At 31.6% G+C, this 15658-nt stretch carries 14 protein-coding genes; 5 read left to right on the plus strand and 9 right to left on the minus strand.

What is annotated here, in order from left to right; genetic code table 11:
• Positions 1–1886, minus strand: a 1886-nt coding sequence (locus B4G36_RS04850) for a TonB-dependent receptor plug domain-containing protein (protein ID WP_291062402.1), incomplete at its 3' end; no start/stop codon positions are given.
• A 102-nt stretch (positions 1887–1988) separates the two neighbouring features.
• Between B4G36_RS04850 and B4G36_RS04855 the strand changes: the two genes are divergently transcribed.
• Entirely contained in the window at positions 1989–2585 is a 597-nt protein-coding gene (locus B4G36_RS04855) for a ribonuclease HII (protein ID WP_291062404.1), read from the plus strand.
• 55 nt (positions 2586–2640) lie between these two features.
• On the opposite strand, the gene B4G36_RS04860 is transcribed toward B4G36_RS04855, so the two are convergent.
• The 3 genes from B4G36_RS04860 to B4G36_RS04870 form a co-directional block, all read right to left on the minus strand.
• Complete coding sequence (locus B4G36_RS04860; protein WP_291062406.1) at positions 2641–4839, minus strand: T9SS type A sorting domain-containing protein; 2199 nt, start codon at positions 4837–4839, stop codon at positions 2641–2643.
• A 108-nt stretch (positions 4840–4947) separates the two neighbouring features.
• A complete protein-coding gene (gene coaD, locus B4G36_RS04865) occupies positions 4948–5409 on the minus strand; it encodes a pantetheine-phosphate adenylyltransferase (RefSeq protein WP_115001540.1) in 462 nt (153 codons plus the stop codon).
• Positions 5397–6386 carry a D-alanine--D-alanine ligase gene (locus B4G36_RS04870; protein ID WP_291060529.1) on the minus strand — a complete coding sequence of 330 codons (990 nt, stop codon included), beginning with the start codon at positions 6384–6386 and terminating at the stop codon, positions 5397–5399. Before B4G36_RS04870 ends, coaD begins: the two co-directional genes overlap by 13 nt.
• Before the next feature lie 91 nt (positions 6387–6477).
• Here B4G36_RS04870 and B4G36_RS04875 point away from each other — a divergent pair, with 91 nt between their 5' ends.
• The 3 genes from B4G36_RS04875 (at position 6478) to B4G36_RS04885 (ending at position 9858) form a co-directional block, all read left to right on the plus strand.
• Positions 6478–7443: a PASTA domain-containing protein gene (locus tag B4G36_RS04875; protein ID WP_291062408.1), complete on the plus strand. Its 966-nt coding sequence runs from the start codon at positions 6478–6480 to the stop codon at positions 7441–7443.
• An 11-nt stretch (positions 7444–7454) separates the two neighbouring features.
• Positions 7455–8546, plus strand: a complete 1092-nt coding sequence (locus B4G36_RS04880; protein ID WP_291052048.1) for an RluA family pseudouridine synthase — start codon at positions 7455–7457, stop codon at positions 8544–8546.
• Positions 8547–8622: 76 nt separating this feature from the next.
• Entirely contained in the window at positions 8623–9858 is a 1236-nt protein-coding gene (locus B4G36_RS04885) for a DEAD/DEAH box helicase (protein ID WP_291062410.1), read from the plus strand.
• 59 nt (positions 9859–9917) lie between these two features.
• Here B4G36_RS04885 and B4G36_RS04890 read toward each other — a convergent pair whose 3' ends face one another.
• From B4G36_RS04890 to lipA, 5 genes are all read right to left on the minus strand, one after another.
• Positions 9918–11078, minus strand: coding sequence for a dicarboxylate/amino acid:cation symporter (locus B4G36_RS04890; RefSeq protein WP_291062412.1), 1161 nt, complete (start codon positions 11076–11078; stop codon positions 9918–9920).
• A gap of 79 nt (positions 11079–11157) precedes the next feature.
• Entirely contained in the window at positions 11158–12417 is a 1260-nt protein-coding gene (locus B4G36_RS04895; RefSeq protein ID WP_291062414.1) for a CinA family nicotinamide mononucleotide deamidase-related protein, read from the minus strand.
• Positions 12418–12472: 55 nt separating this feature from the next.
• Complete coding sequence (locus B4G36_RS04900; protein WP_038331875.1) at positions 12473–13231, minus strand: GLPGLI family protein; 759 nt, start codon at positions 13229–13231, stop codon at positions 12473–12475.
• A gap of 1 nt (position 13232) precedes the next feature.
• Positions 13233–13997, minus strand: coding sequence for a GLPGLI family protein (locus B4G36_RS04905; protein WP_291062416.1), 765 nt, complete (start codon positions 13995–13997; stop codon positions 13233–13235).
• Positions 13998–14079: 82 nt separating this feature from the next.
• The gene (gene lipA / locus B4G36_RS04910; RefSeq protein ID WP_280050982.1) at positions 14080–14949 is read right to left on the minus strand and encodes a lipoyl synthase; all 870 of its coding nucleotides are present in this window, start codon (positions 14947–14949) and stop codon (positions 14080–14082) included.
• Between the two features lie 135 nt (positions 14950–15084).
• On the opposite strand from lipA, the gene B4G36_RS04915 reads away from it, so the two are divergent.
• Positions 15085–15576 carry a copper resistance protein NlpE gene (locus B4G36_RS04915; protein WP_291062418.1) on the plus strand — a complete coding sequence of 164 codons (492 nt, stop codon included), beginning with the start codon at positions 15085–15087 and terminating at the stop codon, positions 15574–15576.
• The last annotated feature ends 82 nt before the right edge of the window (positions 15577–15658 follow it).

Consider the following 15658-nt stretch of genomic DNA (forward strand, 5'->3'; position numbering starts at 1 on the left):
CTAAATGCACTACGGGTATTCTTATATCCCAAAGAGATCATACCATATATAGAGTTCACTTCTGAAGTTTCTCTAAAACTCGATGTTGTTGGATTATCTAAACTATTTCCAATAAAATAATAATTAGGAACAACTAATCCACCATTTGTAGAAGATGATAATCTACTTTGTGTTTTGTGTCTTCTGTTCACCCCTGCAAAAGCATTTAAGGAGAAGTCTCCCCATTTTTTATCAAAATGTATACGTCCTTCATAGTTCATCTCAGTAAACTTATAGTACGCTTCAGAATACTTTGACATTGCTTGAGATCCTACAGCAACACGTTCAGACACTTGCATATCATAAGTATCTCCCATTACATTTGCAACAGCATAAAGTCCTGGTGCGATGTCATATTTAAACTCTACATTTCCATAAAAACGATCTCTTTTATCTTTTGATGTATTTTCATACACTACCCAATATGGATTATCAGAATATGCAGGAGTTCCTTCATCCCAAGATGTTCTATTCCAAGAACGCTGATTCCCATTAGCTAATTTATAATCTCTTAACTTGTTATAATCTAACTGTCTTTGTCCCCATTGGAACATTTTTTGAGCAACTGAGTTATCCCCGTATCCTACTTCTGGTCTATTAAAACCATCCGTTCTTGTATAAGTTAAATTAGTCGTTACAGTAAATACATCACTAAATTTATTAGATAAGTTAATACCTGCTGTTGTTTTCTTTAATGTAGAATTAGGTACAATACCTGTTTGATTGACATTAGATAATGAAACTCTAAAATTAGTTGATTCATATGATTTTGCAAAGGATACACTATTAGTATAAGCAACACCTGTATTAAAGAATGATTTAGCGTCATTTTTTGAAGCTCTCCAAGGCGTTGTTTTCATGTAATCGCTAGCAAACTCAGGATCAAAAGCATACCATTGTAAAACTTCTTGATTGTTAAATCTTGGTCCCCAAGATTCATCTGTAGCATAATCTACAATTTGATAATCTTTACCTCCAATATTTACAGTTTCAAAGGTATCAGAAGCTCCACCCCCATATAAATTTTGAAGACTTGGAATTTGATTAATTGATTCAAAAGCAACACCAGTATTAACAACGATATCTTCTCTACCTTTTTTTCCAGTTTTTGTCTTGATCATGATTACTCCATTCACAGCACGAGAACCGTATAAAGCAGATGCAGGTCCTCCTTTTAAAACGTTGATAGACTCTACATCATCTGGGTTAATATCAAACGCTCCATCACCATAATCACGACCTCCGCCACCACGCTGAGTATTTGTATCATTAACATTATTATTAGCTAATGGAATACCATCAATAACTATTAAAGGTCTATTTTCTCCTGTAATAGATCCAATACCTCTTAACGTAATACGTGTAGAACCTCCTAAAGATGAAGGTGCAGTAATTTGTGCTCCAGCAACATTACCAGATAATGATTGTAAAGCATTACTACCTCTACCTGCTTGAATAACATCACCTTTCACTTCTTGAGAAGCATATCCTAAAGATCTTTTATCACGTGTAATACCTAATGCGGTTACAACCGCTCCTTCTAATTCTACTGTTTCAGAAGGCTTAAGAGTTACTTTATATTCTGAACCTGCACCAACTGAAAAAGTTTGAGTTGGTAATCCCATTGCTTCCACTGTTACTAAATCTCCTTGCTTAGCCTCAATACTAAACATTCCATTTTCATCAGTATAAGCTTCTTTTCCTGAAGTTGTTTTCACTACAGCATCAGCAACTGGAAAACCATCTGGATCTGTTACAGTTCCTGTAACAGTCTTTTCTTGTGCATATAAAGAAGCTCCTAAAAGAAGTCCTCCTAATACAAACAAGTTTTTTAAATTTCTCCTCATCTGTTAAAACATTTTTAAAACTATTATAAACTTAAGATTTCTCTAACATTTACAAAACTTTTTTATGCTAAATTTTGATAACTTTGTTAAAAAAATAAAAAATTGTATAAAGTTTTATCAAATCACGAATATGAAATAGGTTGTGATGAAGCAGGAAGGGGTTGTTTGAGCGGTCCTGTCGTAGCAGCAGCCGTTATTTTGGGAAATGATTTTGAAAATGATATTATTAATGATTCAAAACAATTATCTGAAAAGAAAAGAAATTCGTTGAGAACATTTATAGAAGAAAATGCTAAATATTGGGCAATTGGAATTGTTTGGCCAAATGAAATTGACGAAATAAATATCTTAAACGCTAGTTTTTTGGCTATGCATCGAGCAATAGATCAATTAGATTGTCCGAAAGATTTGATTGTTGTTGATGGAAATCGTTTTAATAAATATCATGATGTCCCACACAAATGTATTATAAAAGGTGATTCAAAATATATGAATATTGCGGCAGCATCTATTTTAGCAAAAACGTATCGTGATGAATATATGGAAAAAATCCATGAAGAATTTCCAATGTACGATTGGAAAAAAAATAAAGGTTATCCTACCAAAGCTCATCGTTTAGCGATAAAAGAATATGGAGCTACTCCTTATCATAGGATGACATTTAAATTATTACCAGATCAATTAAGCTTAGATTTATAAAAAGAGGTTGTTAATAAATTAACAACCTCTTAAAACTTAAAAAAATTAGTACAGTTTATTTCTTAGTCACTTTTTGCGAATAAGATTTTTTATCTGTTTTTATATTTAATAAATATACTCCTTTTGGATATTTAGATAAATCTATTTTTGATTCTTTTTTATCTATCTTATTTGTTTCTACTAACAATCTACCTGACATATCAAAAACTTGATAGCTAACAATTTTTTCTTTACTTGATAGTGTAACAAAATCAGTAGTAGGATTAGGGTAAATATTAAACTCAACTTTATTTAAATCTTCTAATCCTAAAGAATTACAATTAATTTGTGCCGCCCATCCTTTTAACTCTAATCCACCATCTGATCTAAAACGAATTGTAATTGCTCCAGAGTCATCTGTAGAAACGAATGGTCCAGGAATTTTATTTCCGTTTAATTCTTTTCCATTTTCAAATAATTTTGAAGCATTACTAGATGTTCCATTATATACATTCATATAATCATAAACTCCATTTTCATCAGCAGGTTCTACATCAAACTCTGTAAAAGTGATTGACACTTTTTCGCCCGCAACAAGAGGTTTAAATACTTTTATAAAATTCTCATTAGGCGAATAGTTTCCATTTGCTCCACCAGAATCATAATAAATATCTCCATTACAATAATCTCCAGGAATTTCAATAATTGATGTTACAGAAGAAGAATTAGATGTTGCTGTACATTTATTTGCTACTTCAATTCTGTAGTATGCATTTCGATCTAAATTTTCAAACTTTAATATTTTTGATGTCGTTTCTTTCCATTGAGCTTCTGTATCACCAATTTTCTGAAACTTATAAATCCAAACAGTTCCTACATCATCATTTAACGTATATGTAATATTTTGTCCTTCAAGAGAACCTGTTACAGATTTTATTGTTTGTTGACAAGTCATACTACAATCTGTACTTAAACAAATTTTACCGTCAACAGTAGCACGAATTAAATTCCCTGGTTGTTCTCCAAAACCATTTGAGAAATTAATACCAACTCCTCCTATTAAATGACAATAACTCATAATTGTACCTTTATCAGCATAAGGTATTGGTCCTGTAGGACAAGTACCTTCTGCTAAATCTGGATTAGCTGTAGGTGCGCAACCATCTATAGCTGTACCATCTCCATTCCATGAACATGCATGTGTATGAGGCGAACCTAATGCGTGCCCCATTTCATGTGTCATCGCCATAATTGTCCAAGAATAAACAGGCACATTATTATAAGTCATGTTAATTCCTGAATAAGCAAAATGATATTCATTATTACACATTGAATTTAGATAAGCAACAGAAGTTGTAGATGGATAATTAACCAAATGCGCTAAATCTCCATCAAAATCTGTTCTTGTTGTTCTAAATTTATTTAACTGAGCACTATAATTACCTGTATATGGATCTTGTTCTTTCCAAATCATCACTTTAGATAAAGAAGTTCTGATGTAATCATTTGTATAAAGTGTCGCAATATTATTATGGATAGCTGTTAACCAATTCAGTGTTTTTGTTTCGTCTAAACCATTTTGCTTATATGGAGCATATGCAATCTCATAATAAACACGAACACATTTTTCAGTCATTTCATTCGTTGTCTTCTTTAAGATTTTTGGATCATAATTAGGTTTGTAGTTTTTATTTTCTTCTAATTGATCAACAGCACACTTTACGTTACTTTTTGCTTCTACATTATATGAAGAATACGTTACATATTCTTCAGAATTTTGTAATTTACCAATAACCACATCTCCTAGAGCAGTAGATGAAGCAACACCAATCACTTGATCTTCGAAAATAGAAATTGCAACAACAGAGGTTTTATCGCCTTGGATAATTCCTTGATAATACAATCCTGGTTTGTAATTAATTAATTTATTATTTTGATCGACTGCTTTAAAATTATCCGTAAACAATGCATCATTCTTTACTAATTCTAAACTAATTTGACGACCTTCAAACGGAACATCTAATGTTAAAGAAGTTGGTTTTGATTGATATAATTTAGTTAATTCCGCTTTTTCTAAATTAAAAACAGAAACTCCTTTTGCAAAGTCTGCAAATTGATTCCCTTTTTGTTGAATTACATCGCTGAATACATCATACGATTTGAAACTGCGACTCGTTAATTTAGCTTGCTCTACTTTTTTAGCAATCGGCCTTTCTTGACCAAAAGTAAGCGTACTAAATACGAACGCAATTAATAGTAAAATTAATTTCTTCATATTTATTTTGTGTTAATTGTTGTAAATATATTGCTTTTCAAATTTTATAGCACAAAAAAAAAGTAGATAAATTATCTACTCTTTTAATATTTAACAGAAAAAATCTTCTTAAATCCTCACAACATCTGGAACTAATATCTCATATTTTCCCCCGTTTCGCATGACATCACGAACAATACTTGAACTGATGTAAGCTTTACCAGAAGATGTTAATAAAAAGATTGTTTCGATATTATGATTGGTAATTGCTCGGTTTGTGTGCGCAATCGCTTTCTCAAATTCGAAATCGGCTGGATTACGAAGTCCTCGTAAAATAAATTGTGCATTTACTTCATCACAAAAATCGACAGTCAGACCTTTGTAAGCCATTACTTCTACATTTTCGAATTTCGCAACCGAATCTTCAATAAACTTAATTCTTTGCTCCAAAGAGAACATATAATTCTTCGATGAATTTGTTCCAATTGCAACAATAATCTTGTCAAATAAAGGAACTGCACGCTCTATAATATCTAAATGCCCTAAAGTAATTGGATCAAAAGATCCAGGAAAAACGGCTATTCTATCCATGCTGAAGGTCTATTTAAAGCAAATTCTATTTCACTATCCATCAAATCTTCCAAAGCAATTCCTGCATGAGCAGCTTGCTGAGGAAAAATACTTGCAGGAGAAAAACCTGGCAACGTATTCATTTCAATAAAATGCGGCTCTCCGTTTACAATAATATATTCTGAACGCGAAAAACCAGACATATTAATACATTTATATGCTTTAGCCGCAATTTCTCTTACTCTTGCTTCAACTTCTGGTGTTAAACGAGCTGGTGTAATTTCGTCAGACAAACCATTATATTTTGCATCATAATCAAAAAATTCTGTGTGCGAAACAATTTCTGTAATTCCCAATACCATTGTTTCTCCTTTGTAATTTAAAACTCCGACCGATATCTCAGTTCCATCTAAGAAAGATTCGATCAAAACTTCTTTATCTTCAAGAAAAGCTTTTTGCATTGCAGCTTCAAATTCATCTTCTTTATGAACTTTCGAAATTCCTAAACTAGATCCTGAACGATTTGGTTTCACGAAACAAGGTAAACCTACTTGATCGATAATTTCTTTTGCAGAATATTGATCACCTTGATTAATATAAATTGATTTCGCATGTGGAATTCCATATTTACTCAATACTGCAATACAATCTTTTTTATTAAATGTTAAGGCAGATTGATAAAAAGGACATCCATTATATGGTAAACCAATCATTTCAAAGTACGCTTGCAAATAACCATCTTCTCCTGGCGTACCATGAATTGTATTAAAGACTACATCAAACGTAATTTTTTCTCCATTTTTTTCAAATGAAAAATCACCTTTATTGATTGGGTATTTTTCGCCTTCAATTTCGGCAAACCAACCTTCTTTTAAGATTCGAACCCTTGTTCTGTCGTACTTTTCTGGATTTAGACTTGAGTAAATTAACTCGCAACTTTTCAACGAAATCACGCTTTCATCCGTATATCCACCTGCTACAACTGCTACTCTTAACATGTTTAATTTAAAATTTATTCAAATATAGAACTTTGACATCAATCATAAATATTATTTTTAAACTATATTTGTGCGACAATTTATCATTTCAATGAAAGGAGTTAAATCAATCATTCAAGTTTTGCTGAATGTAGCTATTGTAATAGCGCTATCATTTGGGCTTTACCATTTTATTTTTAACGTTTGGTTAGATTCGTATACAAATCACAATGAATTTGTTGAAGTTCCGGATTTATCAAAAATGAATATTACTGATGCTACAGCTAAGTTAGAAGAACTTGGTTTGACATACGAAGTAGATAGTTCTCGTTTTGATCCAAATACGAAACCTTTTGCAATTATGGATTTTTATCCAGCAGCAGAATCGCGTGTAAAAGAAGGTCGTCGTATCTTTATTAAATCAAATCCGAAAACTTATCGTCCAGTTGAATTACCAGATTTAATTGGAAAATCAAAACGTTTGGCGTTTACACAATTAGAAATTTCTGGTCTTAAAATTGGAAAAATCATTTACGAACCAGATTTAGCAAAAGATGCAGTTCTTAAAATATTATACAACGGAAAAATTGTAAAAGCAGGCGAACAATTACCTCGTTTTGCAACAGTTGATTTGGTATTAGGACGTGGAATGTTATCTGGTGTTAGAATGCCTAATTTGGTTAATTTAACATTGACAGAAGCTAAAAAATCAATTAAAGATAATTTCTTCGAGATTGGTCAAATCAAATTTATTGGAGCTTCTCATGATACAATCAATGCAAGAGTTGTTTATCAATTCCCATTTGCTACGGATACTTACGATCAAGGTCAGCCAATTGATATTTGGTTATCAACAGAACCTCGCGATAAAATTAGAACACAATTAAAAGAATTGGATGTTCAGTACAAAAACTTTGGCGAAGATACTATTAGCGGTTCTCAATATAGAGATATTATAACACAAAAAGCTGAAAAGCAAATCAAAGATATGCAACAGCAACAACAAAATAATCCAACAACAGAGCAACTAAAGCCTACAGAAACGCCTAAAGCTCCAGAAGAGATTATTATAGAATAGAAAGAGAATAAATGACAGAAGATTTAGAAGATTTCTTACAAGAGGAAAACGACAATAAATTATACGAACATTTTTCAATAACGGTTGACAAAGGTCAATCGTTATTGCGTATAGATAAGTTCTTAATGGTTAGAATTGAGAACGCAACAAGAAATAAAATTCAACAAGCAGCTGATAACGGAAACATTTTAGTGAACAATGAATCTGTAAAATCGAATTACAAAGTAAAGCCTGGAGATTTTATTCAGATTATGTTAGAAACTCCTCCACGCGAGAATGAAGTTATAGCAGAAGATATTCCGATCAAAATTATTTACGAAGACGATCAAGTTGTCGTAATTGATAAAGAACCTGGAATGGTTGTTCACCCTGGACATGGAAATTATACAGGAACTTTGGTAAATGCCTTAAAGTTTCATTTTGATAATTTACCATCAATGTCAGATCAAATGGAGCGTCCTGGTTTGGTACACCGTATCGATAAAGACACAAGCGGACTTTTGGTTATTGCGAAGACAGAAGTTGCGATGACAAGTTTAGCAGAACAATTTGCAGCTCACACAACAGACCGTTTATACAATGCTTTGGTTTGGGGAGTTTTGGCAGAACAAGAAGGAACAATTACAGGACATATTGGTCGACACTTAAAAGATCGTATGCAAATGGCAGTTTTTCCTGAAGGAGATCAAGGTAAACATGCTGTGACACATTATAAAGTAATGGAGAATTTTTCTTACGTTACATTGGTCGAATGTAAATTAGAAACAGGTCGTACACATCAAATTCGTGCTCATTTCAAACATTTGGGACATCCATTATTCAATGATGCTCGTTATGGTGGAGATCGCATTTTGAAAGGAACAACATTCAACAAATACAAACAGTTTGTTGACAATTGTTTTGCAGCTTGTCCTCGCCAAGCCTTACACGCACGCACATTAGGATTTGATCATCCTACAACAGGAGAACGTATGTATTTCGAATCTCCGATGCCTGCTGATATGATAGATATTTTAGAACGTTGGAGAAATTATTCAGTAAACTCTGTTCATGCAACAGAACCTGATGAAAAAATTGATCGCAACGCAAAAGAAATGGAATAGATTTATTTTTAATTATAAAGCACTTCTACGGAAGTGCTTGTCTATTTCTATATATAAACTTACACGATTTTAATCAATGAATTTTTCAGAATTAAATATAATTGAACCAATTTTAAAAGCAATTGAAGAAGCTGGATATACAGAACCAACCGAAATTCAAGAGCAATCTATTCCTTTAGTTTTAGAAGGAAATGATATTATTGGTTGCGCACAAACAGGAACAGGAAAAACGGCATCTTTTGCAATTCCTATTCTACAAAACTTAACAAATTCTCCGAGTAAAGGAAGAAAAATTAGAACATTAATTTTAACGCCAACACGTGAATTAGCCATTCAAATCAACGAAAGTTTCAAATTATATGGTAAAAATTTACCATTAAAACATTTAGCGATTTTTGGAGGTGTTAATCAAAATCCACAAATTGGAGCCATCAAAAATGGTGTTGATATTTTAATAGCAACGCCTGGTCGTTTGTTGGATTTGATTGGTCAAGGACATTTAAAAATTAATCAAATAGAGATTTTTGTTTTAGATGAAGCCGATCGTATGTTGGATATGGGATTTGTTCATGAAATCAAAAAGATTTTAGAAATCATTCCAAAAGAAAGACAATCACTTTTCTTTTCGGCAACAATGCCAAAAAACATTCGAAAATTTTCTCATTCAGTTCTTCGTCGTCCAAAAGAAGTCAGCGTAACACCTGTTTCTTCGACTGCCGAAACGGTTGAGCAATTTGTTTATCATGTAGACAAAGACATGAAAGTAAAACTTTTGGTTAGCATTTTAAATGAACATCCAGAAGATCGTACCTTGATTTTTACACGTACAAAACACGGCGCAAATCGTTTAGTAAGACACTTGGAAAAAGTAGGAATTCCAGCTGCTGCAATTCATGGTGATAAATCTCAAAATGCTAGACAACGTGCTTTAAATGATTTCAAAGAAGAAAAATTAAAAGTATTAATTGCGACTGATATTGCTGCTCGTGGAATCGATATTGATCAATTACCTTATGTGATCAATTACGAATTACCGAATGTTCCTGAAACCTATGTACACCGAATTGGACGTACTGGTCGTGCAGGACGTGAAGGAAAAGCTATTTCTTTATGTGCTGCTGACGAAAGAGGAGATTTGGCAAATATTGAGAAATTAATTGGTAATTATGTAACAGTAATTAAAACGCCAAAAGAGTTTTATAAATTACCTGACGCGAATAGCAACAATAATAATTTCAAGAAAAATAATACTGGTTTTAAACCTAAAAAAGATACAAAACCAAAGAATCCTCATCGAGGAAGAAGAAAATAATTTATAAAAAAATCACTTCGAAATGAAGTGATTTTTTTTGCTTTACAGATAAATTGAAATTATTTCTCTTCAGCATATTTATCTACAATCATACTCAATGCACCATCAGTTGTAATATTACACGCCGTCCCAAAACTATCTTGTAATGCGAAAATAGTCAAGATTAAAGCGACTCCAGCTTCATCAAATCCTAAAACATTTGAAATTAATCCTAACGAAGCGACAACTGTTCCACCCGGGACTCCAGGTGCACCAACAGCAAAAACGCCTAAAAGCAAGACAAAAGTTACCATTGTTCCAACATCTGGAATATGACCATATAAGACTTGCGAAACCGTCATCACAAAGAAAACTTCCGTCAAAACCGAGCCACATAAGTGTGTATTCGAGAAAAATGGAATCGTAAAATTAGAAATCGTAGGTTTTATTACCTTACTATCATTCACCGCTTTTACCGCAACTCCCAAAGACGCCGCCGAAGACATTGTTCCAACTGCCGTTAAATAAACAGGTGGATAGAATTTTAAAAGTTTGAATGGATTTGTCTTATGATAAAATCCTGCGATTGTATACATTAATGTCATCCAAACAAAATGACCTATAATAACGATTAAAATTACTTTCAAGAAAATTGGTAATTGTTTTTCAATAGAACCTTCATAACTCAAAATTGCAAAATTTGCAGCAATGAAAAAAGGTAAAATCGGAATCAAAACTTTATTTACCAAAAAAATTACAATGTCTTTGAATTGATCAAAAATCTTTTCTAATTCCTTCGCTTTTGTAATCAAAATTCCCATTCCTAACATCAACGAAATAACCAACGCTGTCATCACCGAAAAAATTGGCGGAATATCTAATTGAAATAAAATTTTTGGAACTTCTCGCAACGAATCAACAGAAGTTGGAATGGATAAGTTTGGAATGATTTGATAACCTCCAATTATCGAAAATAACCCCGCTCCTATTGAGGATAAATATGCAATTAATAATGAAAAACCTACTATTTTAGCAGAACCTTCTCTTAATTTCGTAATTGAAGAGACGATAAAACCAATTACAATTAAAGGAACCAAAAAGAAAATTAATTGCCCTGTAAAATATTTTAAGGATAAAACAACTTGAATTATATTTTCGTTCAGATAATTTCCTAAAATCAAACCGGCAATCACACCCAAAAGCAATCGAAATAATGTATTGCTCGCAATCTTTTTTAACATTTGACACAAAATTTACGACAAATATAAACTCTATTAATTTAATAGACTAAATGTATTTTAGGAAATATTTTTAATTCTATTAACACTCCTCTCTCACAAACTGAATTGCCAAATTAAGTACATTATTGGAAACAATTTTGATGAAATCTTCTCGATCTAAATAGGGATAAAAATATTTTTTATTCAATGTTGTATGACCATTTGTGATCGAAATCCAAACCGTTCCAACCTCTTTTCCATCTTCACCTTTATTTGGACCAGCGACACCAGTTGTAGAAATACTAATATCCGTTTTTAATTGATTTCGAACACCTTTAGCCATTTGTTCAGCAACTTTTTCCGAAACAACTGTAAATTCATCAATATCAGATTGATTTACATTGAGCAAATTTACTTTTACCGAAGTGTCGTATGAAACAATAGTTCCGAAATAATAAGCAGAACTTCCCGAAACAGATGTGATTAAACTTGCAACATTTCCTCCAGTACAACTTTCGGCAGTCGAAATTGTCAATCCTTTTTCTTTTAAAACATCACCCAAAACTTGTTGCGCATTTCCAGAATTTTCTGAAATTAGATAATTACCAGCAATTAATTTGAATTGATTAATCTGATGTTGAATTTCATTTTGTAAAAATTCTTTATCTGTTCCAAACGCTGAAAATCGTAAATCAATAGAAGTTCGATTCGGTAAATACGCCAAATGAATAAATTCGGGCAAATTATTTTCCCAATCTTCTAACAAAATTGCTAAATCACTTTCAGGAATTCCACTCACCAAAATATCACGATGAACAATAATTTCTGATTGAAATTGGTCTTGTAATTTTGGAATAATTTCGTCACGCATCAAACCTTTCATTTCAAAAGGAACGCCTGGTAAATTGATGATAATTTTATCATTAATTGTAGTCCAAAGACATGGTGCTGTTCCATATTTGTTCTGAATAAATATAGACTTTTCTGGAATTAACGCTTGATCTTGATTCAAACTATTTAACTCTTTTGAGTAACCTCTGGCAACAAATAATTGAACAATATTTTCTAAAACTTTAGGCTCTTTAACTAGTTCACAATTCAAAAATTGACACAAAGCTGTTTTAGTTTTATCATCTTTTGTTGGTCCTAAACCTCCTGTTACAATTACAATATCTGATTTAGAAATTCCTCGTTCGAAAGCTTCAATAATACGACTCATTTCGTCTTGAACAGAAATAATTTCTTCCACTTCAATCCCAATCGTATTCAATTGTTTGGCGATAAATGCAGAATTAGTATCTACAATTTGACCAATTAATATCTCGTCACCAATTGTGAGTAATGTCGCTTTAATTTTCATATATAAAAAAACTTGCTTAAAGTTAAGCAAGTTTGATTTCATTATTTATATGATTTTATTTTCTATCTACACCTTGATTATGTAATTCGCGCTGTTTTTGATTATCCTCTTCAATCATTCTCATAAATTCTGAATAGGATACCTTTTGTAACTTATTATTTATTGTAAAAATTGGTGCTTTTTTTAATTCTTTTTTCTTTGTCGCATTCCACGAAATCATCACTTCTACATCATCTTTCGTGTATTTATAATTCAATTCTAAAATCAAACCTTTTGTACCATAATATTTATCTGGCGAATACGAATAAGGAATTGAAGGCGCATACCAAGCAATAACATCAACATCTTTGTATTTCCCGATTGCTTCTTTGGTTTCGATTCCAAGAATAGTTTTACTTTTTCCAGTATCAGTAAAATTTACATAATTAAGCGAATCATAAATGATCATTTTCTTTACAAACAAATCTGTTTCATTGTAAAAAACTTTCTCTTTGTAATCAAAAATTGGTTTTTCTCCTATATCTGGACTAATTCCCATTGAACCTCCTTGTGCTTGTTGAGAATTATCTATTTTTTGAATATTCACTGATTGACTTTGAGTTTTATTATAGGAAAATTGATAATTAATCGAAGGAATATTTTTAGACATTTCTAAAACTTCGTCTCTTTGTTTTTGATCTGGATAATATTGTTTCAAATTTTCTAAAGCTTTATCCGTAAAATGAATTTGAGGTTGAACTTCGTATTCAATTTCATAAAATTGAGCATTTGCGATACTAGAAATCAGAATAATTAGTGCGATTATTTTTTTCATTTTAGTCCTTTTTTTCTATTCCTTGATTGTTAGCGTCATTTCTTTTTTTATCAAGGTCATCCCAAATTCTCTCTAATTCATCGCTCGAAACTCTATTTCCTTTTGTCGGAACAATAAATTTGAATTTAGGTTTTTCTTTGATGTAATTTGCTTTATAAACTCCAAAATATTTCCCCATTCCATCTTCATAAGAAATTTCAAGATCAAGGACTAAACCGCCTGGACTTTTGAAATTAATAAGCATCAAATCTGTTTTAATTTCTGGAACAAACCAAGCTACAAATATTCTGTCATTAAAATTTGCTGTTGCTTTTTGTACTTTATATCCGAGAATATTTTTTGTTTCATTTGATAATTTCCAATCAAGATTATTTATATTATCGTAAACAATATATTTTTTTCCATAAACATCTTGTTGCATCAACGTTTCTTGTTTTGCATGATTGAAATAAGTTGTTCCAAAATACATATATGGTGCACTTTTCTTGATAAAAACAATCTGTCCTTGCCCATTCTGAACTTTTGGTAATTCAATTACGTTTGCTTCATCTTTATTCAAAATAAATTTAAAATCTAAAGCAGGAGGATTTTCATTCTGATAGATATTTTGTTTTCTTACTTCAGGATCAGAAATCTCTTTATAAAAATCTAAACCTTTTTCATTGTATTTTACTTTAATCTGAGTCTCATATTCTACTTCATAAATCTGAGCATTTGCAAAACTTGAAATAATAATGATGATAATTAGTGTTAATAGTTTTTTCATAGTAGTTTAATTAAGATTTAAATATAATAAAAAAGAGACACAATAACTTGTGTCTCTTTAAAATATGATGAAATAATTTTGATTATAAAATATGTTTCTCTGCATGATAAGAAGAACGAACCAAAGGTCCTGATTCTACATGACGGAATCCTAATCCACGAGCGAAGTCTTCATATTTTTTGAATTGTTCTGGCGTAATAAATTCTTTCAAAGGCAAATGTTTTTTCGTTGGTTGTAAATATTGACCAATTGTAATGACATCTACATTTGCATCAGCAACTTCCTGAATTGTTTCAAAAACTTCGTCTTCAAACTCACCTAAACCAAGCATGATTCCAGTCTTTGTACGACGTTGACCTGCTTCTTTTGCATAACGTAGAACTTCTAACGAACGATCATATTTTGCTTGAATACGAACTTCTCGTGTTAAACGACGAACCGTTTCCATATTATGAGAAAGCACTTCTGGTGCAGCTTCTACAATACGATCGATGTGTTTTTCAATTCCTTGAAAATCTGGAATCAAAGTTTCCATCGTTGTTCCTGGGCTAATTCTACGAACAGCATGTATCGTTTCTGCCCAAATAATAGATCCCATATCTTTTAAATCGTCACGGTCAACAGACGTTAAAACCGCATGTTTTATTTGCATTAATTTGATAGAACGCGCTACTTTTTCTGGTTCTGCCCAATCAACTTGCTCTGGACGACCAGTTTTTACACCACAAAAACCGCATGAACGCGTACACACATTTCCCAAAATCATAAATGTCGCAGTTCCTTCACCCCAACATTCGCCCATATTAGGACAACTTCCACTTTGGCAAATGGTGTTCAATTTATATTTATCAACTAAACCTCTTAATTCGCGATGTTTTTTTCCCGTAGGCAATTTTACACGCAACCATTCAGGTTTTTTTACTCTTCCATCTGGTAATAGCTCAACACTCATACATTACTTTTCTGATTGGCTAATTTACAAAGTTTTTTCGAAAGCTATTACATCCTAAATAAATGAAATAAAAATATAGTTTTTAACATTTTTTGGAATATTATTTGGATTTTAATCAGTTAAAATCAATAACAAATGAAAAAATCAATTATCCTTACACTTATTTTTAGCTCAGTAATTTATAGTTGCGAAACAAAGACAGATAAAGAACTTATAAAAACTGAAGAAGCAACAACTGATCATAAAGATTCAACTATTCAAAAAGAACCAATAAACTCATCAGATACAAATATTATTGATACGCATAATGCGAAAACTTCTATTGATTGGGTAGGAACTTATGATGGAATTTTACCATGTGCTGATTGTCCTGGAATTAAAACAACTGTAACTTTAAATAAAGATGAAACTATAAAAGTAGTTTCTGAATATATGAAAGGGAACCAAAAATTAATAGATGAAGGTCATTTCCAATGGACTGCTGATAATAATGCTTTGTATTTAGATACAAAAGATAAAAATCGACATTTTTATAGAGTAGGTGAAAATAAACTAATTATCCTATCTCAAGAAGGTGAAGATATCAAAGGTCCATTAGCAGATAAATACATTTTATTAAAAAAGTAAGATTATTAAATCAATATGAAAGACAGTAATTAAGCTGTCTTTCATATTAAAATAAGTTTAATTGGCACTCTCCTTTAAAGTG

This window comes from Empedobacter sp. UBA3239 (assembly GCF_002362875.1).
GTDB classification, from domain to species: Bacteria; Bacteroidota; Bacteroidia; order Flavobacteriales; family Weeksellaceae; genus Empedobacter; species Empedobacter falsenii_B.

Bases quoted from the DNA above. Each gene is read 5' to 3' on its own strand.
- B4G36_RS04860 (WP_291062406.1), bottom strand. From the start codon at position 4,839: ATGAAGAAATTAATTTTACTATTAATTGCGTTCGTATTTAGTACGCTT.
- coaD (WP_115001540.1), bottom strand. From the start codon at position 5,409: ATGGATAGAATAGCCGTTTTTCCTGGATCTTTTGATCCAATTACTTTA.
- B4G36_RS04870 (WP_291060529.1), bottom strand. From the start codon at position 6,386: ATGTTAAGAGTAGCAGTTGTAGCAGGTGGATATACGGATGAAAGCGTG.
- B4G36_RS04875 (WP_291062408.1), top strand. From the start codon at position 6,478: ATGAAAGGAGTTAAATCAATCATTCAAGTTTTGCTGAATGTAGCTATT.
- B4G36_RS04880 (WP_291052048.1), top strand. From the start codon at position 7,455: ATGACAGAAGATTTAGAAGATTTCTTACAAGAGGAAAACGACAATAAA.
- B4G36_RS04885 (WP_291062410.1), top strand. From the start codon at position 8,623: ATGAATTTTTCAGAATTAAATATAATTGAACCAATTTTAAAAGCAATT.
- B4G36_RS04890 (WP_291062412.1), bottom strand. From the start codon at position 11,078: ATGTTAAAAAAGATTGCGAGCAATACATTATTTCGATTGCTTTTGGGT.
- B4G36_RS04895 (WP_291062414.1), bottom strand. From the start codon at position 12,417: ATGAAAATTAAAGCGACATTACTCACAATTGGTGACGAGATATTAATT.
- B4G36_RS04900 (WP_038331875.1), bottom strand. From the start codon at position 13,231: ATGAAAAAAATAATCGCACTAATTATTCTGATTTCTAGTATCGCAAAT.
- B4G36_RS04905 (WP_291062416.1), bottom strand. From the start codon at position 13,997: ATGAAAAAACTATTAACACTAATTATCATCATTATTATTTCAAGTTTT.
- lipA (WP_280050982.1), bottom strand. From the start codon at position 14,949: ATGAGTGTTGAGCTATTACCAGATGGAAGAGTAAAAAAACCTGAATGG.
- B4G36_RS04915 (WP_291062418.1), top strand. From the start codon at position 15,085: ATGAAAAAATCAATTATCCTTACACTTATTTTTAGCTCAGTAATTTAT.